This window comes from Actinoplanes sp. KI2 (assembly GCF_025630775.1).
Taxonomy (GTDB): domain Bacteria; phylum Actinomycetota; class Actinomycetes; order Mycobacteriales; family Micromonosporaceae; genus Actinoplanes.
Genome location: NZ_JAOSZE010000014.1, coordinates 56,738 through 77,535, shown reverse-complemented (window position 1 = coordinate 77,535; position 20,798 = coordinate 56,738). Strand labels below are relative to the sequence as shown.

Here is a 20,798-nt window from a genome sequence, read left to right as displayed (position 1 = left end):
ACGTTCCGTGCACCCGGTCATCGCTGGTCTGATCGCCGTACTTGTCGGCATTTCCGGGGTGGTAGGCGGTGGGTCGCCAGCCGAGGCGACCGGGTCGGTGCCGGCCGCGAAACCTCTGGCTGTGGCGCACGCCGTGCCGCAACCGCCGCGGCCGGGTGCGGCCGAGCGGCCGGCGGCCGCCGTAGGACCGCGCCGGGTCAACGTCAGGCCGGGCAGCCGGGCCGCGCTCGTGGCGGGCACGACCAGCGCCGCTAGCTCACCGGCGGGCTGCGGCGGTGTTCTCACGTTCGGCAAAATCTACCGTTGCTCCGCCATCAAGAACACGCAGCGTGATGTATTCACCGTCACGACGACGGCGGACCATGACACCCTCTACGGGACCTTCACCCAGGGCAGCGGAGACCCGGTGTCCGCCGCGGTGTACGACCCAGCGGGCAACTACCTCTGCTACTACTCGTCGTACCCAGGGCAGTGTCAGCTCGGAGCAGCCGGCAAGTACACGGTCGTGATCACCCTGAGCTACGGCACCGGCAGCCAGAGCTACACCTTTGCGGCCGACTCGATGAAGACGCCGTCCTCCTGCCGGACGCTCGGCAACGGCTTCTTCTCCTGGGCCTCGGCGGGCCACCCGGGTCAGCTGGCCCAAGGGTCGGCGGGCGACTGCTACATCTTCGACCAGCCGACCGGCAGCGTGCTGCAGATGTGGGCACCGGGCGGCACGGGGGACGTTCGCGGCGGCATCCTGGACGCGAACTACCAGCCGGCCTGTCCGGTGCAGTACACCACCCAGTGCGTGCTGACCGGTCCGGCTCCGTACCACGTCATGATGTACGAGTTCTACGGCAACGCGTCGCCCTACACCCTGCGGATGGCGCGGATCTCGGCCTCGGCCGGGTGCCCGGTGCTGCGGCCGGTGTCCTTCGGCGACCCGGGGAACGCGACCGGCACCGGAACCCTTCCGTCGCAGTCGAGCGTCGCGTGCCACAAGCTTCGTACGCCCGCGGCCGGCGGGGTGGCCGTCCGGATCTACGACGACCAGCAGGTCTGGTGGACCGTATACGACAACGCCGGCACGCAGGTCTGCGACAAGTACAGCCAGGCATCCTCCTGCCCGCTCTCGGCGGCCGGTGACTACACGATCGTGACCAGCAGCCAGGCCTACGACTCGATCACCTACGTGATCGCGATCGCGGCGCTGTTCCGCTCTGCCGGTTGCACCACGGTCAAGTCGTTCGCGTGGGATCAGGCCGCCACCGTGCTCCGGTCGGTGTCGCCAGTGCAGACCAACTGCCAGCAGTTCCACGGCACCGCGGGCCAGCGGGTGGTCACCTATTCGGCGCCGGTGAGCTACAACGGGGTCCTCACCACTCTGGTGGACGGCACCGGGCAGGCGCTCTGCCTCGGCTATAGCGACGAGACCGGCTGCCTGCTACCGGCCGACGGTACCTACCGGGTGGTTTCCCGCCTGAGCCAATGGGATTCGAACACCAGCAATGACGCCTACAAGACCCAGGTCCGGACCCTGTCCGCGCCCACCGGCTGCCCGGTGGTGGAGCCGGGTGCCTACGACGGGGCGCCGGCCGGGGCCGCCGGCCCCATCCGGTGCCGGGCCCTGCGGATCTCCGGGCCGGGCGTCTATCAGGCCAGGGCGTACGACGCGCAGAACTATCGGAAGTACGCCGCGGTGTACGACCGGACCGGCCACCGGATCTGCGACGACAGCGGATACTGCCAGTTCCCGGCGGCGGGCGACTACACCATGGTGCTCGACGGGCAGAACCCCAGCTCGGTCATCGACACCGACTTCGCGTACGTGACGAGCCTGCTTCCGGCCCGGCCCGCCGGATGCCCGATCCTGAGCCAGAACCTGTACCCGGCGACGTTCACCTCGACCGGGCAGTTCCTCTGCCGGCAACTGTCCGAGCCGACCGGGGCGAGCATCGTCGACTTCCAGTCGACCGACGCCGCTGACGGCGGGCGGCCGTTCACCCAGATCATGGATTCGACGGGCAACACCATTTGCGACTCGTCGTATCAGCTATGGCAGACCAGTTGCCTGCTGACCGGCACGGCGCCGTACTTCGCAGTGCTCAACGAGCCGGAAGGAGTGGCACCCGCCTCGTTCGCGGCCCGGTTCGCGCGGGTGGACGGGCCCTCGTCCTGCCCAGCCCTGGACGGTTCGCCGGTGACCACCGGCGCCGCCGACTTCGTGGCCTGCCGGACCATCCCGGCCGACGGGCACGGCTCGAGAGAAAGCTTCACCTGGACGCTCACGTCGGGCACCGGCGGCGCGTATCTCTCGGTATTCGGTGCGGACGGCACGCGATACTGCGGACCGACCCGCACTGCCGACACGTACACGGCGAACTGCGGATTGCCGGACGGTCCGCTAACCGTCTACCTGGACGCAGCGAGCGCCGATGCCACCTACCAGATCACCCACCAGAGCGCCACGACGTCGTAGCGGTCTCTCCTCGGCCAACAGCCCGGTTCGCGCTCGTAGAGACCCTCGCGCTGCCTCGCTATTCGTTGGCAGGGTTCAAGTAAGCAACGAGCACCTCCACGGCTTAACGGCCCCCGGCTCGCGGAAAGCGCGAGCCGGGGGCCGTTCCGGTATTTCTGTTCCGGGGCCGAGCCCCCGGAAACCCCACGGTGCGGTGGACGCGCGCGACCTAACGCCTGCGCTGAGTGAACGCGTCGACTTCTTCGGCGAAGCCCTTACGCCCGGCCGCGAGCTCGGTTTGCACTGTTGAGCAAGTCGGTGTGGTCGACGAGGAGGTCGCCTGCCGCTGACTCATCGAGCGGCGGGTGCCGTCAATGCCCCGCTGAGGCCTTGATCATGCCGACCGGATGAGGCAAGGCGTACGACAGCATCATCGGCCGCGTCGCCCGGGTGGCACGCCGACGGCGTCATTTTTATCGGTAGTGGCCGTGGCAGGCGGCGATCTCCAAGTCGTTGCCGCGGACACTGGATCAGTCGGTGTTCGTCGTTGATGCGGCGGGAAGACCAGCCGGACAACGGGCCCTTCAGCATCTCCGGTTTGCCGATCCCGGTTCCCTGTGGATCCAAGCTGTCCCGGCGCCACGGCCGACAGAGGCGGGCGAGGTCCTCCGCAAGACCGAGCCGGACATCGAACGCCGTCCGATGATCCACTCGGGTGGCGTCGGGCAAGAGGGCTGCGTCTATCATCCTTCGGCCAGCAGGGACCTAAGGACGGAACAGACAGTGACACAGGTGGCGCAGAACGGCCGCGATCGGTATTTCGACCTGCTGCGTACGCTGGCCATGGTCCGGGTGATCCTGCATCACCTGTTTATGAGCCTGACCGTTCTGCCGCTGCTGTTTCCGTCGCTCGGCCTGATGTTCGCGCTCGGCGGGTCGCTCATGGCCAAGTCGATGCAGCGCGGCGAGGTGCGCGCGGTGCGCAGCCGGTTGCGCCGGCTCCTGCCCGCGGTCTGGGTGATGGCGCTGATCCTGGTGCCCCTGATGCTCGTTCGCCCCTGGCAGGACCGGCCCGCCTGGCCCCTGCTGTCCCTCTGGGTCTTCCCGGTGGCGCTGCCGCCGGCCAGCGATGTCGGTCAGCACGTCGGGGCCGGTGTGCTGTGGTACGTCCACGTCTACATCTGGTTCGTGCTGCTGTCCCCGCTGCTGGTGCGCATGTACCGGTTGTGGAACGTGCCGACCGTGGTGCTGTCGCTGTTCTGCCTGGCGCTGGTGTTCCCGCACCGCGCCAAGCTGGGAGAGGACAACTACTGGCTGCTGGTGAACACCTTCATGTACGGGGCGTGCTGGGTGCTCGGCATCGCGCACCGCGAGGGTGACCTCGCCAGGCTCCCGGGACGGCACGTGCTCGGCCTCTCGGCGTTCTGCATCGGCGTCCCGGTGCTCTGGGCCCTGACCCACCACGTCGAAGGACAGTTCGCCCTGTTCGCGCTGCCGTTCCCGTACGCCGTCTACATGATCGGGTTTGTCCTCGTGCTGCTGCGCTGGACGCCGCCGATGGACTGGCTGGCCCGGATCCGGCCGCTCGACGGTTTCGTCTCGATGGTCAACAACCGGGCGGTGACCATCTACCTGTGGCACGTGGCGGCGATCGCGGTCGCCGTCTGGATCTGCGAGCCGCTCGGCGCGGGCCGCGAACCGGTCTGGGGCGCACCCTGGCCGGGCCTGTCGGCGAGTTGGCCCCCGGCCCTGGCCGCACTCGGGATCATGCTGGTCCTGCTGACCGGGGCGGTGCTCGGCTTCGGCTGGGTAGAGGACCTAGCCGCCCGCCGCCGGCCGCGGATATCTCCGTTCGTCAAACGCCGTCCGTCCCCGCCGGCACCGGCGCCGGCCTTGGTGCCGGTGCCGGCAGAATCTCTGACCTAGTGCTCGTCGAGCGCCGTGCGAAGCTCGTGTATCCCTCGCCGGGGTTCGAGTAAGCAGTGAGCACCTCCACGGCATTGCGGCCCCCTGCTCGCGGAAAGCGCGAGCCGGGGGCCGTTCCGGTATTCCGCTCCGGGGGCCGAGCCCCCGGACGCCCCGCGTTGCGGTTGTTGCGCGCTGGGCCTGTCTGTTGTGGTGGTGGCTCCGTCGCGATCGGCCTGGGCCGGCCACGCGTCGCCCATTACTTGTCCAGGTAGTGGCCGTGGCAGGCGGCGATCTCCAAGTCGTTTCCGCGAACGCGGTAGATCAGCCGGTGTTCGTCGTTGATGCGGCGGGAGGACCAACCGGAAAGCGGGCCCTTCAGCATCTCCGGCTTGCCGAGCCCGGTTCCGTGCGGGTCCCTTTGGACGTCGATGATCAGCTTGCTGATACGTCGAGCCATCTTCATGTCGCGGCGCAGCCAACCGTCGTAGTCCTGCCACGCGTTGGGGTGAAGGCGATGCGTAAGCTCACGCCGCTTCCTTGCCGGGCTCAGGATCACCAGTCTCGGAGCCGAGCAGCGGGTGCTCCTCAGCCAGCCCAGCGTCGGCCCGCGCGATGCTCTCCAGCAGGCGGCGGGCGTTCGTGGCGGAGCCGAGCACGTGCAGCGTCTCGTTTACAGCGTTCCACTCGTCGAGCGAGACGATCACGACAGCTTTGCCGCCGCCGCGAGGGATGACGCACTCTTCGGCGTCGTCTGGCGGCCATCAGCGGATGCGGGCGTCCTGTGGTGCGGGGTAGTGGGGGCGGAGGTTGGCGGCTACTACGCGGTCCAGCAATCGGTCGGGGAGGATGCGGGTGAGGCGGGTCAATGTCGCGGCGTCCCGGCCTATCGTGTAACGGATTCGGGGTCGCCGGTCGGTGACTGCGTCGGCGATGATCCGCGCCGCCCGGTCGGCGGGCAGGCCGGCCTCGGTGAAAGCTCGGGTGTGGGACACGATCGCCTCCATCATCGGGCCGTAGCGTTCCCGCTGTTCCAGCGTCATCTCGGCAGCCAGCCGGTTGGCGGTGGCGATACCGCGATCGGACATCTCGGTCTTGACGCCGCCGGGCTCCACGACGACTACTTGGACCCCATGCGGCGCCAACTCCCGGCGCAGGGCGTCGCTCATCGCCTCCAACGCGAACTTGCTCCCCGCGTAAGCCCCGTAGCTGGCCATCGCTACCTTGCCACCCACCGAGCTGATGTTGACGATCCGGCCTTTGCTCCGGAGCAGAGCGGGCAGAAATGCCTGTATGACTGCGACGTGGCCGAAGAGGTTCACCTCGAAGGAGCGCCGCCATTCGCTGAGTGGCAGGGTCTCCACCGGGGCGTTGGCGGCGACGCCGGCGTTGTTGATCACGGCACGCAGCGTGCCTTGGAACTGGTCGGCCAGGTTCGTGATCTGGTTTTGGTCGGTGATGTCCAGGAGGACCGGTTCGATGCCGGTGTCGCGGATGGCGTCGCCGTCGCTCCGGCGGCGTACCCCGGCCAGCACGTGAAAGCCGCGGCGAGCCAATTCCCGCGCGGTTGCCGCACCCATGCCGACCGACGCGCCGGTCACGATGACGTACTCACGAGTTTCAGATGACGTTGTCACCTGAACTACTATCCGGCCTTCAGATGACGTTGTCAACTAAAGACGTCGGTACGCTGTCGGCATGGTCAGCCGCGTCGAGTCAGCCGCCGCCACCCGGCGCGCCCTGCTGGATGCGGCAGCCGAGTTGCTCGACGAGGGCGGGCCCGAGGCCGTGACCTTGCGGGAGGTGGGTGCGCGGGCGGGGGTGAGCCGCGGCGCGCCGTATCGGCACTTCGCCGACAAGGACAGCTTGCTGACCGCCGTCGCCGCCGAGGCCTGGGATCGGCTCGCCGATGAAACCCGGGATTTGCGGACGGATCCGGCTCTCGCCCCAACCGAGCGGCTGTACGCCGCGGTGACCGGCCTGATCGCGGTCGGACGTCGCCGGCCGCATATGTACCAGCTGATGTTCACCGCCCCGGCCGGCGACCCGACGGCGCTGCTGCGGGCCGCGGGCCGCAACCAGGACGAGTTCCTGGCAATTGTTGGTGAGCTCGTTGGCGCCCGCGACGCCCGGCATTACGGCGCGCTGTTACTCACCAGCGCGCACGGGATCGTCGGCATGGAGGTCGCGGGCCACCTGGCCGGCGAGAAATGGGGCACCACCGCCGAGGAGCTGATCACCACTCAGGTGGGCTTGATCGAGGCTGCGAGCCGCCGCCAGCTTGCGCCCGCGACGGAGACGCCGGGATAGCGAGCGACGAGCTGAGCGAACTTGGTCAGACGAGCGTGTCCCGGTATATCTGCTCCAGGGGCCGAGCCCCTGGACGCCCCGCGTTGCGGTGGTGCGCACGAGGTGGCCGTTATGGGTGCCCGCGTCCCGCCGCAGCTGCCTCGGCGGCCCCGCTGCTGGTGCTGCGTACAGGTGGCCTACGGTCCGGCCGGGAGCCCGGAGTCCGGCGCTCCCGCGTAGTCGGGCAGCTCGACGCCGTTGATCGCGCGGTCGATCAGGTCGACGGGCCACTGGTCCGGGCTGGGCGCGGCGTCCGGCCCGTGGACGTCGAGGCTGCGGGCGTGCCATCGGCCGATTTCCTGGTTGGCCTCGACAAACGAGCGCATCCGCCGCTCGTAGCCGGCGAAGCCGACCTGCGGGTCCCACTCGGCGGTGGCCAGCTCTCCGGCCAGCAGGTAGGCGCCGACCAGGGCCAACCCGGTGCCCTGCCCGGACAGCGGCGACGAGCTGAACGCCGCGTCCCCGAGCAGCCCGACCCGTCCGCTCGACCAGCGGTCCATCACCACCTGGGCGACCTGGTCCAGGTAGAAGTCCGGGGTGTCGTCCAGATGTGTGAGGTGCGCGGGGTCAACCAGTCCATGTCGTTCATCCGCTCGCGCAGCAGGCGCTTCTGAGCCGCGACATCGCGGTAGTCGATGTCGAGGTCGGCCGCGGGGAAAGAGAAGATCGCGAAATCGTTGCCGAGTTGAACCTCCGGCCGGTGTGCCAGCCGTCACGGTGCGGTGCCGGGCGGAATCGGTTGAGGATCTTCGGAGTTACCGGTGGCATGACGACGATCGGACTCATCGGCAGTGGCAACATCGGAAGCACCGTGGCGCGGCTGGCGGTTGCCGCCGGTCACGACGTGGTGCTGAGCAACTCGCGTGACCCGCAGACCCTCAAGGACCTGGTGTCCGAGCTGGGGCCGAAAGCGCGTGCCGCCACCCCCGCGGAGGCAGCCGCGGCCGGCGAGGTCGTGGTAGTGACCGTACCGCTGCGGGCGTACCGGGACGTTCCGGTGGAGCCGCTGGCGGGCAAGGTGGTCATCGACACCAACAACTACTACCCGGAGCGCGACGGCGTCTTCGACGAGTTGGAGGACGGCTCCAGCACCACCGGTGAACTGCTGCAGAAGCATCTCCCCGAAGCCCACGTGGTGAAGGGATTCAACAACATCTGGTTCGAGCACCTGCGGTCCCTGGCACGGCCGGCGGGCAGCGTCGACCGGTCGGCGCTGCCGATCGCCGGTGATGACGTGGCCGCCAAGCAGGCGGTCACCGAGCTCTTCGACAGCCTCGGTTACGACACCGTGGACGCCGGCCCGCTCGCCGAGAACTGGCGCACCCAGCGGGACACTCCGGTTTACGTGACTCCCTACGGTGCCTACGGGGTGCTTCCTGGCACGCCGGCGAGCGCGCAGGTCGTCCGTGACGCGCTCGCCGAGGCGAAGCCCACCGCGGCCTGAAGCCCTTTCTCAGGCTCACTGCCCCTTGCCTTCCCTCGGCTGCCGCAGGCGGGGGAAGGCCGGCTGCGGTCGGCCGACGCGGTCTCCGGACAGCAACTGGTCGCGCAGGCGCTGTGCGCCTACCGGAAGGAACGGCCGTAGCTCGTCAGCGAGCACTCGGCATGCGCGAACCAGGCTTGTCAACAGCGTGTCGAGGCGCGCGGCGGCCGACCTGTCGCCGGTGCGCTGCGCGTGCGCGAGTTCCCACGGGCGGGCAGCCTCCACCAGTCGGTTGCCCTCGTCCACCACCGACCACAGGGCGTCGGTGGCGGCTCGGAAGTCGAAGTCGGCGAGGGCTCGATCGACGCGGCCGGCGAGCGTGGCGCAGGCATTGGCCAGGCGGGCGGCTTCACCGGGGTCCGCTGCCTGAGGCACCTGCCCGGCGCGGAGTTTGTGCACCAGGGCCACGGTGCGGTTGACCAGGTTGCCGAGTCCGTTGGCCAGGTCGCCGTCGGCTCGTTGCACGAGCCGTTCGACGGTGAAGTCGGTGTCACCAGCCCGGGCAGCTTCGCGTAGCAGCCACCAGCGGACGGCGTCCCCGCCGTAGCGGTTGGCAAGGTCCGTCGGGTCGGCGGTGGTGCCGGCGCTCTTGGACAGCTTCTTCCGGTCGACGGTCAGGTAATCATGCACAAACACGGTGGTGGGCAACGGCAGTCCGGCCGACAGCAGCAGGGCCGGCCAGTACACGGCGTGGAAGCGGACGATGCCTTTCCCGATGAGGTGGACCCGCTCAGCGGAGTCCGTCCACCACCGCCGGTAGTCGGGCTCGTCGGTGCCGAAGCCGAGCGCGGAGACGTAGTTGCTGAGGGCGTCCCACCAGACATAGATCACCTGGTCCGGGTCGTCGGGCACCGGGATGCCCCAGCCGTGGGCCCGCGCAGACGGGCGCGAGACGCTGAAGTCGGCCAGACCGGCGCGCACGAACGCGAGCACTTCGTTACGGCGGGCGGCGGGCTCGACGCGTATCTGGCCGGTCTCGAGGAGGTCCAGTAACCGGCCGGTGTACCGGGACAGGCGGAAGAACCAGTTCTCCTCGGCCACGGGTTCGGGCGCCGCCCGGTGTTCCGGGCAGAGGCCGCCGGTCAGTTCTGCTTCCGGATAGAACTGCTCGCAGCCGGCGCAGTACAGGCCCTCGTAACGTCGGCGGTAGAAGTCGCCGGTGGCGGCGCACGCCCGCCACAGCCGCGTCACCCCTGCAGCGTGGCGCCGGTCGACGCTGGTGCGGATGAAGTCGTCGAAGGACAGCGCCAGCGGGTCGCGCAGTGCGGCGAACCGGGCGGCGTTGCCGTCCACGAAGGTACCCACGTCCACCCCGGCGGCGCGGGCAGCGGCGACGTTCTTGAGCGCGTTGTCGTCGGTTCCGGTCAGGAACCGGGTCGGTTGGCCGCGTAGTCGGCGATGGCGCGCGAGTACGTCCGCCTGCACCAGCTCCAGCGCGTGCCCGAGGTGCGGCGCGGCGTTGACGTAGGGAATGGCTGTCGTGATGTAGAAGCGCCCGTCGGTGATCATCGTCGTCCTCTTTCGCTCGCCCTGTCCTGAGCGGGAGACGATGCCGCAGGCCCCGCACAACAGGGGCCTGGTCGTTGGTGGTGCTAGCGCACGCCGAGGAGCCCCGAGGAGGGGCGGATCATTTGCTCGCGGCGCAGCTGCATGAGTCACATGGTGCCAAAGACGTCTTCCCATTGCATGGGTATTGCGAGGGTGTGCGTCGAGGCAGTCTCGCAGCCTTGTCAGCTCGTCGGCAGTTTTCAAGTAAGCGAACAGCACCTCCACGGCATTGCGGCCCCCTGTTCGCGGAAGCGCGAACAGGGGGCCGTTCCGGTATTCCGCTCCGGAGGCCGAGCCCCGGACGGCCCCGCGTTGCGGTGGTTGCGCTCAGCGGTCGTCTCACGGTCATCCTGTGCCGTGTCCAGCGGTCAGCCCGCGTGCGGTCGGCCCTTCCGGGTCAGGCGGGGCCCGTTCCGGGCGGGGAGACCAGGCCTGCGTCGTACGCGAGGATCACGAGGTGGATGCGGTCTCGGGCGTCGAGCTTCGACAGGAGCCGGGACACGTATGTCTTGACGGTCCCGACGGTGATGTGGAGCTCGGTGGCGATCTCGGCGTTCGACAGGCCGCGGCCAACCAAGGTCAGGACCGCGGTCTCGCGGTCGGTGATGCCCTCAGGCATCCGGGGAAGCGAGGTCTGCTGCGGCCGGCGCGCGAATTCCTCGATCAGCCGGCGTGTGACGCCCGGTGCGAGGAGCCCGTCGCCGGCGGCCACGACGCGGACGGCGTCGAGGATGTCGTCGAGCGCCATGTCCTTGACCAGGAACCCGCAGGCGCCGGCGCGCAGTGCGCCGTACACGTTGTCGTCGTCGTCGAAGGTGGTCAGAACGAGTACCCGGGCATGCCCGGGCCCGCCGACGATTCGGCGGGTCGCCTCGATCCCGTCCATGCCGGGCATGCGCAGGTCCATGACGACTACGTCCGGGCGCAGTTCTTGCGCCATCCGGACCGCTTCGGCGCCGCTGCCCGCCTCGCCCACGAGTTCGAGCTCGGGCGCGTCGCTGATGACCATCTGTAGTGCTGCGCGTATCAATGGTTGATCATCGACGAGCAGGACCCTGATCGTCATGCGGCCGCGACCGGCATCGGCAGGCGCGCGGCGACCCGGAAGCCGCCCTCCGCGCGGGGACCGGCGAAGAAGTCACCGTTGAGCAGGGCGACCCGCTCACGCATGCCGATCAGCCCGTGGCCGGTGCCGATGTGGCCGGCCCGGCCCTGGCCGTCGTCGAGCACCTCGACGGTCAGCGTGCTGTCGGCGTGTTCGAGGGTGACCCGGCACGAATCGACGCCGGCGTGCCGGACCACGTTCGTGACCGCTTCCTGGATGATCCGGAACGCCGACCGGTCGACCTCCGGGGGCAGCACCGCCGGGATACCGAGCCACTGAACGTCGACCCGGACGCCGGCCTCGGCCGTGGCCGACGCGAGCCTCGGAAGGTCGGCCAGGCCGGTCGCGGCGGCGTCACCCGGGTCGCTGGCGCGCAGCCCACCCAGCATCCGACGGAGCTCGGCCAGAGCCTCCCGGCTGGCCGTCTCTACTACGCCGATCGCCTGCCGCGCTCGTGCCGGCTGCGTGTCGAAGACCCGGTTCGCGGCGCCCGCCTGCAACGCGATGACGCCGATGCTATGCGCGACAGAGTCGTGCAACTCTCGGGCGATGCGTAGCCGCTCCCCGATGATCGCCCGGGCGGCGGCCTCCGCGCGCACCGTGTCGGCGTGCTCACGCCGCTGCCGGACGAGTAGGCCGGCTGTCAGGCTGATCGTCACCAGGAGCGCGCAGAACACCGTCTGAGAGTTGTGCGCGACGGCGGCGATCCGGCGCGGCAGCGAATCGCCTTCATGGAACACCACCCGCCAGATATTCGCGGCGGAGGCCAGGGCGACCCACGCCGCGACTGCCGCGCCGACACCGGTGCGCGGGCGGCTTGCCGCCGCCACCACGCCCACGCCCACGACGACCGCGAGCGTCGGCCCGAACGTCACATCGCCCGGGCCCAGCACCGAGGCCACGGCGAGCACGCCGGCGGTCATGAGGCACAAGGCCAGTAAGGGCCGGCGGCTGAGCAGAGTTGCGGGCAGCGTCATCACGACGGCCGGCCAGAGCACCCGCAGCCCGTCGTCGTCCCGTCGGACGCTGTCGATAGCGATGGTCATGAGAACCGGGTAACCGAGAACAACGCTCCAGCCGAGCGCGAGCCGCGCCCAGCGGGGGAGGGTGCCGACCATTCAGTGATGCTAACCAGGCCGTAGGGCGTCGGCATCAGACTGTGGACATACATCCACGGTCTGACGAGGCCGCCGCATTTCTGACGGCGGACCGATGAACCGGCGAGCCTCTCGCGGCACCGTGAACCCCATGATCGAGCTCAGAGAGCTGACCAAACGGTACGGCCGGGCCACGGCCGTCGACCGTCTCACCTGCACGGTGCGGCCCGGCCACGTCACCGGATTCCTCGGACCGAACGGGTCCGGCAAATCGACCACCCTGCGGATGATCCTCGGGCTGGCCGAGCCGACGAGCGGAACCGCCACCGTCGACGGCCGCCGGTTCCGCGACCACCACCGAGGGCTGCGTCATGTCGGCGCGCTGCTCGACGCGGCCGATGTGCATGGCGGCCGCAGCGCCCGGAGCCATCTGGCCGCGCTCGCGGCGAGCAACGGGATCCCCCGAGCCCGGGTCGACCACGTCCTGCACGAGGTCGGCCTGGCCGCCGTGGCCCATCGCCGGATCGGCGGATATTCGCTCGGAATGCGCCAACGCTTGGGCATCGCCGGTGCACTGCTCGGGGATCCACCGGTTCTGCTCTTCGACGAGCCGATCAACGGCCTCGACCCCGAGGGCGTGCATTGGGTACGCGGACTGTTCCGCCGCCTCGCCGGCGAGGGCCGCACCGTCCTGGTGTCCAGCCACCTGATGACGGAGATGGAAAACACCGCCGACCAGCTCATCGTCCTGGGCAAGGGTCGGCTCCTGGCGGCCGAGAGCGTGACCGAGTTCGCCACTCGCGGCGCGCGTCCGACCGTACTCGTGCGCGCCTCCGACGCCGCCATCCTCGCCGACGTGCTGGCTTCCGCCGGCGCGTCGGTCCACCTCGAGACGGACGGCGCTCTCGCTGTCACCGGCCTGTCCGTGACGCGAGTCAGCGAACTGGCCATGGACCGGCGCATCCCACTCAGCGAGCTGACCACTCGCAGCGCATCACTGGAGGAGGCATTCATGCACGTGACCGCCGAAAGCGTCGAGTACCTGGGTGGAGACGTTCGATGACCACGAGCCCGGACCGGACACGGTTCCGCCACCTGCTCACCGCTGAGTGGATCAAGCTGCGTTCGCTGCGCTCGACGCCGTGGGCGCTTCTCGTCAGCGCCCTGGCGATCATCGGCGCCAACGTCAGCGCGGCCGTCGCCGACTACACGGACTTCCCGAGCTATCCCGCATCGATGCGGGCCGACTTCCTCAGCTCCGCCCTGTTCGACTCGTTCACCGATCTCGCCAGCCAGCTGGTGATGCTGGCGGCGGGCAGCATCGGCGCGATCATTATCGTCAGCGAGTTCTCCACCGGCCTCATTCGGACGACATTCGCCGCGGTCCCGAACCGGCGCGCCGTGATGGGCGCCAAGGTGATTGTGCTCAGCGCGGTCATGACCGGGTACGGCGCGATCGTCTCCTCGATATCGTTCGTCGCGGTCCAGGCCATTCTCGCCGGGCGCAGCGCCTCCGCACCGGTCAGTGACCCGCATGCCATGCGGGTGATCGTCGCCTCCACGCTGTTGGTGCCGGTCTGCGCGCTGACCGGCCTCGCCGTCGGTAGCGTGGTACGGCACAGCGCGAGCAGCATCGTCGGTACCGTGGTCGTTCTCCTCCTGCTGCCATTGTTGTTCGTTTCCAAGCAGGCCTGGTCGGCGGCGATCAAGCGGTCACTACCGCACAGCGCGTGGTACCACCTGTCAGCCGAACAACTCGCCGGCCCGATGAACGGAATCCCGACGACGAACGTGGGCGCCTGGGCGGTGTTCGCCGCTTGGGCCGTGGCGGCCGCCGCGGTCGCGATCCTCGCGCCGAACTGGCGCGATGTGTGACTAAGCCGTCCGGCCGCGTTGGGGTGCGGCGCCGCGGGATGGCGCTGTCGTTCGCCGCCTGAAGGTCTGCAAGGTGGGATTGAGCCGGCGCACCTATGTACCCTTGCTGTTACGTACCACATCGGTTACAGTCGTGCGCATATGGATGAGGTATTGCAGGCGCTGGCCGACCCGAGCCGGCGCACGGTGCTCGAGATCCTTCGCCGGCGTCCGACGACGGCCGGCGAGCTTGCGGCGGCGCTTCCGATCGCCCGCCCGGGGGTGTCCCGGCACCTACGGGTGCTGCGGGAGGTCGGGCTGGTCGACGTCCGTCAAGACGCGCAACGCCGCATCTACACCCTCCGGCCAGAGGCGCTGGCCGAGTTGGACCAGTGGCTGGAGCCGTACCGAGCGCTCTGGCAGAACCGATTCGACGCCCTGCACACGGAAATCGCCCGAGGAAAGAAGGAGCGGAAGTGAAGATCGTCGGAACTATGCGGTCGCTCGACGGAAAGCGCGGTGCGGTGCGCGTCGAGGACGTCTATGACACCGACATCGACGACCTGTGGGAGGCGTGCACGAATCCGGAAAGGCTCGCCCGCTGGATCGCCAAGGTCTCCGGCGACCTGCGGGCTGGTGGCTCTGTCCACGCCGTCTTCACCAGCACCTGGAGCGGTTCTGGGCGGATTGACGTGTGCGAGAGGCCCCACCACCTGCTGCTCACCACGGAGCCGGGCACCGAGGACGAGGGCCAGATCGAGGCATGGCTGAGCGAGGAAGGCTCCGCGACGCGCCTGATCGTCGAGGAGCGCGGCCTGCCACGGGAAAGCCTCCACTTCTACGGCGCCGGGTGGCAGGCCCACCTCGAGGATCTCGCGCGGTCGCTCGTGGGCGACGCGGCGGCCGGCCCCGAGCCCTGGACCGAACAGACTCCGGAGCCGACCTGGCATGCGCGCTGGACCGAGCTGACGCCGACCTACCAGCAGAGAGGGCTCTACTGATGTCCGACACGATCAGGCTCAGCGGCGTCACGGTCAACGCGCCGGACGCCATCGTGCTGGCCAGGTTCTACGCCGCGATAACGGGCGGCGTGGCGAAGGGGGACTCGCACTGGGCGAGGGTCACCGGACCCCACGCGGATATCGGCTTCCAGCAGGTCGACGACTTCCGTCCACCGGTGTGGCCGGGAAGCGCCGTACCGATGCAGATGCACCTCGAATTCTTCGTCGACGACCTCGCGGCAACCGAGGCGCGGGTCATCGCCGCCGGCGCCACTCGCTTCGACTTCCAGCCGAACTCTGACCACTGTTTCGTTTACGCCGACCCGGCGGGCCACCCCTTCTGCCTGTCGACGTGGGACGGCGCCCAGATCAACTTCGAGTAGATATGATCGGCGGCGTGCCTGGAACGGGCTGGTCGCCAACCGAGGATCAGAACAGGCGGCTGCTTCGCGCGCGCGACGCGATGGACCGTGACTTCGCCGACCGGCTCGACCTGGCCGCGCTCGCCGAGCTGGCGCACATGTCCGAGGGGTATTTCAGCCGTACCTTCCGCAAGACGTTCGGCGAGACCCCGCACCGCTATCTGCAGCGCCGTCGCATCGAACGGGCCATGGCATCGCTGCGCGACCCGGCCAGCTCGGTGACCGAGGTCGGGCTTCAGGTCGGATTCGAGAGCCTCGGAGCGTTCAGCCGGGCGTTTCGGGCAGTCGTCGGGGTGTCACCGTCGCAGTACCGCGATCGAGGGCTGGTCGCCAACGCGCCGGTGTGCTTCGTGAAAACCTGGCTGCGACCGGTCAGTTTTGGCGAAGCACCCGGCCCTGAAGCGCCCGTACCGTGAGGTCATGTTCAAGGCGATCACGATCACCACGGTGTGGGTACTCGATCAGAACGAGGCTCTGGATTTTTACGTCGGCAAGCTCGGCTTCAAAATCGACGACGACGTCGACATGGGTTTTATGCGCTGGCTGACCATCTCGCTCCCGTCCGATCCGGGCCGGCAGTTGCTGCTGGAGGTGCCTGGGCCACCGGCAATGAGCGCGGAGACCGGCGCGCAGGTGCGCGACCTGGTCACCAAGGGTGCCCTCGGCGCGGCGGCGATCCTCACCACCGACGACTGCCAGCACGTTTATGACACGCTCAAGGCTCAGGGCGTGGAGTTCACCCAGGGCGTCGAGGTGCAGCCCTACGGCATCGACTGCGCCTTCCGTGACCCGTTCGGCAACCATCTCCGGGTTACCCAGCCGGCCGAGGAGCCGTCCCCGGTGACCGACCAGGACATCGCCCGCTGGAGCGGCTCGGCCGAGTAAGCGGTGAGCACCTCCCCGGCGAGCCGGGCCGAGCCCCTGCCGGCCGCCATGGCGGCAAGAAATCTCCGTCGAAGTCGATGCAACCTGAAGGGGCGCAGCGGGGTGTTTCGGAGGTGGGGAGCGAGCGGGAGCGGGGGACATGACCGGTAGCGGGAGTGCGGACTTCGACGCCTTCTATGTCGCGGCGGTTCATCGGGTCGTGCTCTATGTGTATGCCGCGTGCGGGGATAGGGCCGAGGCGCAGGACATCGCGCAGGAGGCCTTTGCCCGGGCGTGGCAGCACTGGGCGCGGGTGAGCGGTTATGACGACCCCGAGGCCTGGGTGCGGAAGGTGGCCTGGCGGCTGACGGTGAATCGGTGGCGAGGTGTGAAGCGCCGGCTCGCGGCCCTGGCGCGGCTCGGGCCGCCGGAGGAGGCGAGCGCGAGTCCATCGCCGGATCGGGTGGCGGTGGTCGGGGCGTTGCAGCGGTTGCCGCGGGCGCAGCGACGAGTCGTCGCGCTTTATTACCTGTTCGACATGCCGGTCGGCGACATCGCGGAGAGCGTGGGCGCGCCGGTGGGGACGGTCAAGGCGCAGCTTTCCCGCGCGCGGAGCACGCTCGCCGGGCTGCTCGAGGACAAGGAGGTCAGCAGTGTCAACTCCGCTTCGTGACCGGCTTCGAGAGCTCGAAGCCGAGGCTCGGCAGGTGAAGGTGCTGCCGGCCGCCGCCGTGCGGGCGCGGGGGCGTCGCCGGGCGTGGCGGCAGCGGATGGCGGTGGCCGCGGCGGTCGCCGTCGTGGCGGCCGGGGGCGGGTTCGCCGCCACGCACACCGGGACGCATCAGCCGGCGGTGACGCCCCTGGACAAGGGGCTGACCTGCACACTTTCGCTGCCGGACGATCCGGCCCAGGTCAAGGTCCGGGTGATCGACGGCGGGGCAGCCGCGGGAATGGCGGACAAGGCGCTGACCGGGCTGCGCAATCGCCGGTTCACCGTGACGACCGGCTCTTCTCAGGAAGCCGGCAACCGCCAAGGCGACGTCGTCCTGCGGTACGGACCCGCGGCGATCGGCAACGCGACGCTGCTGCGAGCGTACTTCCCGGGTGTTGTCACGATGATCTTCGACCCGTCCCGCCATGACGACGTCGTCGACCTGACGGTCGGGCCGAGGTTCACCGCGTTCCACACGACCACCGAGGTCAACCAGTTCTTGGCCCAGGAGGGCGAGCCCACCGCGCCGCCGCAGTGCACCTCGTTCCACCAGCGGTAGTTCGGAGCGGCGGGCGCCTTCTGACCTTCCTCGGGTCCATCGGCCCTACTTCGGCGGTCCATCGGTGCGGTGTGGTGGAGGTAGTGCTACCGGCTGACTGATCGGAGGGGACCATGGGCCGGACCGCCTCCTCTCCCCTGCGTGGCGTCTTGACGGACGGCGTGCGTTCGGCCACCGCGGCTCCGTCGTTGCACAACAGTCAGCCGTGGTTGTTCCGGCTGTGGGACCGCTCGATTCAGCTGTACGCCGATCCCAGCCGGCGTCTGGACGTGCTCGACCCGTACGGCCGTGAACTGTTCATCAGTGTCGGCGCGGCGCTGTTCACCCTGCGGCTTGCGCTGCACGGCGCGGGCTACGTCCCGCGTACGGAAATCCTTCCCGATCCGGCCGAACCCAACCTGGTGGCGACGGTGACGGCCGGCGAGCAGACCGCCCCGACGCCGGCGGTCGAGGCGCTCGTGGCCGCGATTCCGCGCCGGCACACCAACCGTTGGCCGTTCGCGCGGTCGGTCGTGCCCGCCGACGACGTGGAGAAGCTGGTGGGGGCCGCGCGGCGGGAACAAGCCGTGCTCAGTGTGGCCGGCGCGGTGACTCGCAACGCGATCATCAACCTCTCCCAGTCGGCGGACAGGAGGCTGCGGGCCAAGGGCGGCTACCGGGCCGAGCTCACCCGGTGGACGGCCCCGGCAACCGGGCGCCGCGACGGCATCCCGCCGTCGGCCATCGGTCCGTGGGACGCTCTGGAATCGCTGCCGCTGCGCGACTTCGGGCTGATGCAGCCCCGGCTGAGCCGGCCCTCCGAGGAGTTCGAGCCGTACCCGACCATCATGGTGCTGGCCACCCGGGGCGACACCCCCAACGATTGGGTACGTGCCGGCCAGGCGCTTCAACGCACCCTGCTCACCGCGACCTCGCTCGGCCTGGCCACCACGCCGATCAGCCAACCGGTCGAGGTGCCCGCCATCCGCGACCTGCTCACCGACACCGGTCACGGGGTCTGGGCGCAGGTGATCCTCCGGGTGGGCTACGGGCGGCCGGCCGCGGCCACCCCGCGACGTCCGCTCGACGAGGTCCTGCTCACCGACCGATCAGCCGAGCGGCCTTGACTGGCCCAGCGGGCCGGCGTCAGGGTCTCAATCCCGCTCCTCGATCACCTGGTCGACCGGCAGGCGGGGCGTGCTCGCCGGGCCGTGGTGGACGGGATCGAGCATGCCCAGTCGTACCACCAGGTACGGTTCGCCCACGCCGCCGATGATGCGGCGCAGTTCACTGCGGGTGTATGGCACCTCGGTCGGACCGCTCAGCGGCAGCACGGTGGCGCCGTGTTCGGTGGTTTCCAGCCACAGCGCATTGAGGGCTTCCCCGGCGCGTAACCAGTCGACGGGTTCGTCGCCGGTGCCGTAGAGGACGGCGTAGGTGGCGCCGGCGTCGTGGCCGGCGCCCGCGGGCAGGGTGCCGGCGGTGCCGAAATCGCGTTCGGCGACGGTCGTCAGCGGCGGTTCGGCCGGCAGGTTGGCGGCGGGGATGCCGCTGCCCTCGGCGCGGTCGCCGCCGACCCACTCGGCGGTTTCCCGCCGCAGCCGCTCGTCGCTGCTTTCGGTCTGCTGCGCATGTTCCACGATGACCGCGAGGTCGATGATCTGGTCGCGGCGCAGGACGTGCAGCCGGGCCCCGGCGGACTCGGCCGCGGCGACCAGGGTGTCGAGCGCGGCGGCAGGCAGCGGGGAGTCGTTGACGGTGCGGCGGTCGGTGTGCCGGACTCGTAGCTGCTCGAATCTGCGCAACGCTTCCAGGTGGGCGCCGACGTGCCGCTCCGGATAGATCACGGCGAGCGGCGTACCGGCGGGCCGGTGGACGCGGTACTGCCAGCCGGCGGCGTCCAGGGCGATCTGGGCGTGGTGCAGGGCGGTGCCGCAGCTGAGCAACAGCATGTGGGCGTCCGGGTCCTGGACGGTCAGCTGCCGTTCGACGGCGGCGTTCAGCTCGAGTCGGTCCGGGTAAACGGTCCAGGTCCAGGGTTGGGTGTTGTGGACGGATGGTGCGTACCGGGCGGCCTCCGCGGCCTGCAGCAACGCCTGGCGGCGGTCGGTGTCGGCGGTCACGAGAGTTGCCCCTTCCCTGGTCGTTCGTTCAGTGGCGGCCGATGGCGCCGCCTGCTCAGTTCATCCTGCGCCTGGTGCCATCCGGCACCAACTCCACGGTCACCGAGGTTCGCTGCCCTTTCTCGCCGTGCGGGTGGCGGCGAAAGCGCATCGATGTCCGTCGTTTACCTCTTCTTCATCCACATCGGACCCCGGGGCCGTAGCGTGCGGGCAGCGCCGGCGGATCGCCGTCGTTGTCGGTACCCTGCCGTCCGCCTTCCGGAGGAACCGTGGCAACAGTCTCGGTACGAGTGAAGACCCTGATCGCAGCCTTCGTAACCGTCCTGCTCCCGGCCGCCGGGGCAATCGGCGTGAGCGCTTCGCCCGCGGCCGCGGCCGAGCGCGCCGACCTCGCCTCTTGGTGGGCGCCGGTGCACTTCCAGGACGTCGACACCACCGGCAACACCTCGCTGGCCGGGAAGTCAGACTACCTGACCTCGTACGACTTCGACGGCGATCTCAACGGTCGCAACAACTGGGAGAACACCGGGCGGTACGCGCTGTCCGCGCACCTCTACTACTCGGTGGTCCAGACGTCGGGTTTCACCTACCTGAGCTACCTGTTCTTCCACCCGCGCGACTGGTCGGACGGCTCCCTCAGCGACTACGAGGCCGATCTGAGCGAGCACGAGAACGACGCCGAGGGCGTCCTGGTCGTGGTCAAGAACGACGGCTCCGCGTACGGCAAGCTCGAGGCCGCCATCACCGTGGCGCACAAGGACTGCTATTCGTACGTTCCGGCGGGCAGCGACTTCTCGAGCGGCGCCGAGGACATCGACGGCCTGCTCACCACGACGACCGATCCGCACGACGCCGAGCAGCATCAGCGTCCCTGGACGGCGGAGCAGTCCAAGTCGCACGCGGCGTGGTCGTTCGGCGCGAGTCGCAAGCCCTCCGACGCACTCCAGACGCAGTACAGGAGCGGCGACGGCGTCCTCTACTACCCGGGCTCGACCGCGGAGGCGCCGTCGAGCGCCAACGACCGGGACGTCCAGTACACGCTGATCGACATCTTTGCGCCGGGCGGCATGTGGGACAGCCGCACCAACACGTCGTTGTTCGCGACGACCAGTGCCTTCGCCGGCGACAACAGCAGCAACCCGTACGGCGCCAAGTGCGGCGCGGGCGCGGCGGCGACCTCGTGCGAGACCAACTCGGCCAATCCGCCGTGGGCCTGGGACGACCACAATGACCGGCCCGCCCCGGGCGCCCTCGCCACCGACCCGGCCTACCTCGTGTGGGACTACTTCGCGTGGTCCGGCAAGCCGTCGTCGCCCGAGGCGTACACCTACAACCCGTACCGGTCGTGATCTGA

General features: G+C 69.5%; 23 protein-coding genes and 1 pseudogene. 15 read left to right on the top strand and 9 right to left on the bottom strand.

Features of this window, described 5'->3' with window-relative positions; genetic code table 11:
• The first annotated feature begins 121 nt into the window (after positions 1–121).
• Positions 122–2,464: a hypothetical protein gene (locus ODJ79_RS16490; protein WP_263024340.1), complete on the top strand. Its 2,343-nt coding sequence runs from the start codon at positions 122–124 to the stop codon at positions 2,462–2,464.
• 330 nt (positions 2,465–2,794) lie between these two features.
• Here ODJ79_RS16490 and ODJ79_RS16485 read toward each other — a convergent pair whose 3' ends face one another.
• Entirely contained in the window at positions 2,795–3,190 is a 396-nt protein-coding gene (locus tag ODJ79_RS16485) for a type II toxin-antitoxin system YoeB family toxin (protein WP_263024339.1), read from the bottom strand.
• 45 nt (positions 3,191–3,235) lie between these two features.
• On the opposite strand from ODJ79_RS16485, the gene ODJ79_RS16480 reads away from it, so the two are divergent.
• On the top strand, positions 3,236–4,369 hold the full coding sequence (locus ODJ79_RS16480; protein WP_263024338.1) for an acyltransferase family protein: 1,134 nt from the start codon (positions 3,236–3,238) through the stop codon (positions 4,367–4,369).
• 238 nt (positions 4,370–4,607) lie between these two features.
• Here ODJ79_RS16480 and ODJ79_RS16475 read toward each other — a convergent pair whose 3' ends face one another.
• From ODJ79_RS16475 to ODJ79_RS16465, 3 genes and pseudogenes are all read right to left on the bottom strand, one after another.
• Complete coding sequence (locus ODJ79_RS16475) at positions 4,608–4,907, bottom strand: Txe/YoeB family addiction module toxin (RefSeq protein WP_263024337.1); 300 nt, start codon at positions 4,905–4,907, stop codon at positions 4,608–4,610.
• A pseudogene (locus ODJ79_RS16470) lies at positions 4,876–5,085 on the bottom strand (type II toxin-antitoxin system Phd/YefM family antitoxin); the annotation flags it as partial. The gene ODJ79_RS16475 and the pseudogene ODJ79_RS16470, both read right to left, overlap by 32 nt.
• Positions 5,086–5,112: 27 nt before the next feature.
• Positions 5,113–5,949, bottom strand: a complete 837-nt coding sequence (locus ODJ79_RS16465) for an SDR family oxidoreductase (RefSeq protein ID WP_263024336.1) — start codon at positions 5,947–5,949, stop codon at positions 5,113–5,115.
• Positions 5,950–6,046: 97 nt separating this feature from the next.
• Here ODJ79_RS16465 and ODJ79_RS16460 point away from each other — a divergent pair, with 97 nt between their 5' ends.
• A complete protein-coding gene (locus ODJ79_RS16460) occupies positions 6,047–6,658 on the top strand; it encodes a TetR/AcrR family transcriptional regulator (protein WP_263024335.1) in 612 nt (203 codons plus the stop codon).
• A gap of 176 nt (positions 6,659–6,834) precedes the next feature.
• Here ODJ79_RS16460 and ODJ79_RS16455 read toward each other — a convergent pair whose 3' ends face one another.
• A complete protein-coding gene (locus tag ODJ79_RS16455; RefSeq protein WP_263024445.1) occupies positions 6,835–7,197 on the bottom strand; it encodes an FAD-dependent monooxygenase in 363 nt (120 codons plus the stop codon).
• 266 nt (positions 7,198–7,463) lie between these two features.
• Here ODJ79_RS16455 and ODJ79_RS16450 point away from each other — a divergent pair, with 266 nt between their 5' ends.
• Positions 7,464–8,141 (top strand): NADPH-dependent F420 reductase, encoded by a 678-nt coding sequence (locus ODJ79_RS16450; RefSeq protein WP_263024334.1) that lies wholly within the window; start codon positions 7,464–7,466, stop codon positions 8,139–8,141.
• A 15-nt stretch (positions 8,142–8,156) separates the two neighbouring features.
• Here ODJ79_RS16450 and metG read toward each other — a convergent pair whose 3' ends face one another.
• The 3 genes from metG to ODJ79_RS16435 all read right to left on the bottom strand — a co-directional run bounded on the left by metG (position 8,157) and on the right by ODJ79_RS16435 (position 11,951).
• On the bottom strand, positions 8,157–9,689 hold the full coding sequence (metG, locus tag ODJ79_RS16445; protein WP_263024333.1) for a methionine--tRNA ligase: 1,533 nt from the start codon (positions 9,687–9,689) through the stop codon (positions 8,157–8,159).
• A 436-nt stretch (positions 9,690–10,125) separates the two neighbouring features.
• On the bottom strand, positions 10,126–10,794 hold the full coding sequence (locus tag ODJ79_RS16440; RefSeq protein WP_263024332.1) for a response regulator: 669 nt from the start codon (positions 10,792–10,794) through the stop codon (positions 10,126–10,128).
• Positions 10,791–11,951, bottom strand: coding sequence for a sensor histidine kinase (locus tag ODJ79_RS16435; protein WP_263024331.1), 1,161 nt, complete (start codon positions 11,949–11,951; stop codon positions 10,791–10,793). Before ODJ79_RS16435 ends, ODJ79_RS16440 begins: the two co-directional genes overlap by 4 nt.
• A 130-nt stretch (positions 11,952–12,081) precedes the next feature.
• Between ODJ79_RS16435 and ODJ79_RS16430 the strand changes: the two genes are divergently transcribed.
• The 10 genes from ODJ79_RS16430 (at position 12,082) to ODJ79_RS16385 (ending at position 18,448) form a co-directional block, all read left to right on the top strand.
• Positions 12,082–12,993 carry an ATP-binding cassette domain-containing protein gene (locus ODJ79_RS16430; RefSeq protein ID WP_263024330.1) on the top strand — a complete coding sequence of 304 codons (912 nt, stop codon included), beginning with the start codon at positions 12,082–12,084 and terminating at the stop codon, positions 12,991–12,993.
• Positions 12,990–13,805 (top strand): ABC transporter permease, encoded by an 816-nt coding sequence (locus tag ODJ79_RS16425; RefSeq protein ID WP_263024329.1) that lies wholly within the window; start codon positions 12,990–12,992, stop codon positions 13,803–13,805. The genes ODJ79_RS16430 and ODJ79_RS16425 overlap by 4 nt, the downstream gene beginning before the upstream one ends.
• Positions 13,806–13,946: 141 nt before the next feature.
• Positions 13,947–14,264, top strand: a complete 318-nt coding sequence (locus ODJ79_RS16420; protein ID WP_263024328.1) for an ArsR/SmtB family transcription factor — start codon at positions 13,947–13,949, stop codon at positions 14,262–14,264.
• Complete coding sequence (locus ODJ79_RS16415) at positions 14,261–14,785, top strand: SRPBCC domain-containing protein (protein WP_263024327.1); 525 nt, start codon at positions 14,261–14,263, stop codon at positions 14,783–14,785. The genes ODJ79_RS16420 and ODJ79_RS16415 overlap by 4 nt, the downstream gene beginning before the upstream one ends.
• Positions 14,785–15,168 (top strand): VOC family protein, encoded by a 384-nt coding sequence (locus tag ODJ79_RS16410; protein ID WP_263024326.1) that lies wholly within the window; start codon positions 14,785–14,787, stop codon positions 15,166–15,168. The genes ODJ79_RS16415 and ODJ79_RS16410 overlap by 1 nt, the downstream gene beginning before the upstream one ends.
• 2 nt (positions 15,169–15,170) lie before the next feature.
• Positions 15,171–15,623, top strand: a complete 453-nt coding sequence (locus ODJ79_RS16405) for a helix-turn-helix transcriptional regulator (RefSeq protein WP_263024325.1) — start codon at positions 15,171–15,173, stop codon at positions 15,621–15,623.
• A gap of 4 nt (positions 15,624–15,627) precedes the next feature.
• Positions 15,628–16,092: a VOC family protein gene (locus ODJ79_RS16400; protein WP_263024324.1), complete on the top strand. Its 465-nt coding sequence runs from the start codon at positions 15,628–15,630 to the stop codon at positions 16,090–16,092.
• A gap of 139 nt (positions 16,093–16,231) precedes the next feature.
• A complete protein-coding gene (locus ODJ79_RS16395) occupies positions 16,232–16,744 on the top strand; it encodes a SigE family RNA polymerase sigma factor (RefSeq protein WP_263024323.1) in 513 nt (170 codons plus the stop codon).
• Entirely contained in the window at positions 16,725–17,342 is a 618-nt protein-coding gene (locus ODJ79_RS16390) for a LytR C-terminal domain-containing protein (RefSeq protein ID WP_263024322.1), read from the top strand. Before ODJ79_RS16395 ends, ODJ79_RS16390 begins: the two co-directional genes overlap by 20 nt.
• 113 nt (positions 17,343–17,455) lie before the next feature.
• On the top strand, positions 17,456–18,448 hold the full coding sequence (locus tag ODJ79_RS16385) for an Acg family FMN-binding oxidoreductase (RefSeq protein ID WP_263024321.1): 993 nt from the start codon (positions 17,456–17,458) through the stop codon (positions 18,446–18,448).
• Between the two features lie 27 nt (positions 18,449–18,475).
• On the opposite strand, the gene ODJ79_RS16380 is transcribed toward ODJ79_RS16385, so the two are convergent.
• Entirely contained in the window at positions 18,476–19,444 is a 969-nt protein-coding gene (locus ODJ79_RS16380; protein ID WP_263024320.1) for an Acg family FMN-binding oxidoreductase, read from the bottom strand.
• A gap of 290 nt (positions 19,445–19,734) precedes the next feature.
• Between ODJ79_RS16380 and ODJ79_RS16375 the strand changes: the two genes are divergently transcribed.
• Positions 19,735–20,793 (top strand): hypothetical protein, encoded by a 1,059-nt coding sequence (locus ODJ79_RS16375; RefSeq protein WP_263024319.1) that lies wholly within the window; start codon positions 19,735–19,737, stop codon positions 20,791–20,793.
• Positions 20,794–20,798 lie beyond the last annotated feature (5 nt).

What these genes read in the sequence shown, in the direction of transcription:
- ODJ79_RS16485 (WP_263024339.1), bottom strand. Translation starts at nt 3,190, where the DNA reads ATGATAGACGCAGCCCTCTTGCCCGACGCCACCCGAGTGGATCATCGG.
- ODJ79_RS16460 (WP_263024335.1), top strand. Translation starts at nt 6,047, where the DNA reads ATGGTCAGCCGCGTCGAGTCAGCCGCCGCCACCCGGCGCGCCCTGCTG.
- ODJ79_RS16455 (WP_263024445.1), bottom strand. Translation starts at nt 7,197, where the DNA reads ATGGACCGCTGGTCGAGCGGACGGGTCGGGCTGCTCGGGGACGCGGCG.
- ODJ79_RS16450 (WP_263024334.1), top strand. Translation starts at nt 7,464, where the DNA reads ATGACGACGATCGGACTCATCGGCAGTGGCAACATCGGAAGCACCGTG.
- metG (WP_263024333.1), bottom strand. Translation starts at nt 9,689, where the DNA reads ATGATCACCGACGGGCGCTTCTACATCACGACAGCCATTCCCTACGTC.
- ODJ79_RS16440 (WP_263024332.1), bottom strand. Translation starts at nt 10,794, where the DNA reads ATGACGATCAGGGTCCTGCTCGTCGATGATCAACCATTGATACGCGCA.
- ODJ79_RS16435 (WP_263024331.1), bottom strand. Translation starts at nt 11,951, where the DNA reads ATGGTCGGCACCCTCCCCCGCTGGGCGCGGCTCGCGCTCGGCTGGAGC.
- ODJ79_RS16430 (WP_263024330.1), top strand. Translation starts at nt 12,082, where the DNA reads ATGATCGAGCTCAGAGAGCTGACCAAACGGTACGGCCGGGCCACGGCC.
- ODJ79_RS16425 (WP_263024329.1), top strand. Translation starts at nt 12,990, where the DNA reads ATGACCACGAGCCCGGACCGGACACGGTTCCGCCACCTGCTCACCGCT.
- ODJ79_RS16420 (WP_263024328.1), top strand. Translation starts at nt 13,947, where the DNA reads ATGGATGAGGTATTGCAGGCGCTGGCCGACCCGAGCCGGCGCACGGTG.
- ODJ79_RS16410 (WP_263024326.1), top strand. Translation starts at nt 14,785, where the DNA reads ATGTCCGACACGATCAGGCTCAGCGGCGTCACGGTCAACGCGCCGGAC.
- ODJ79_RS16405 (WP_263024325.1), top strand. Translation starts at nt 15,171, where the DNA reads ATGATCGGCGGCGTGCCTGGAACGGGCTGGTCGCCAACCGAGGATCAG.
- ODJ79_RS16400 (WP_263024324.1), top strand. Translation starts at nt 15,628, where the DNA reads ATGTTCAAGGCGATCACGATCACCACGGTGTGGGTACTCGATCAGAAC.
- ODJ79_RS16395 (WP_263024323.1), top strand. Translation starts at nt 16,232, where the DNA reads ATGACCGGTAGCGGGAGTGCGGACTTCGACGCCTTCTATGTCGCGGCG.
- ODJ79_RS16385 (WP_263024321.1), top strand. Translation starts at nt 17,456, where the DNA reads ATGGGCCGGACCGCCTCCTCTCCCCTGCGTGGCGTCTTGACGGACGGC.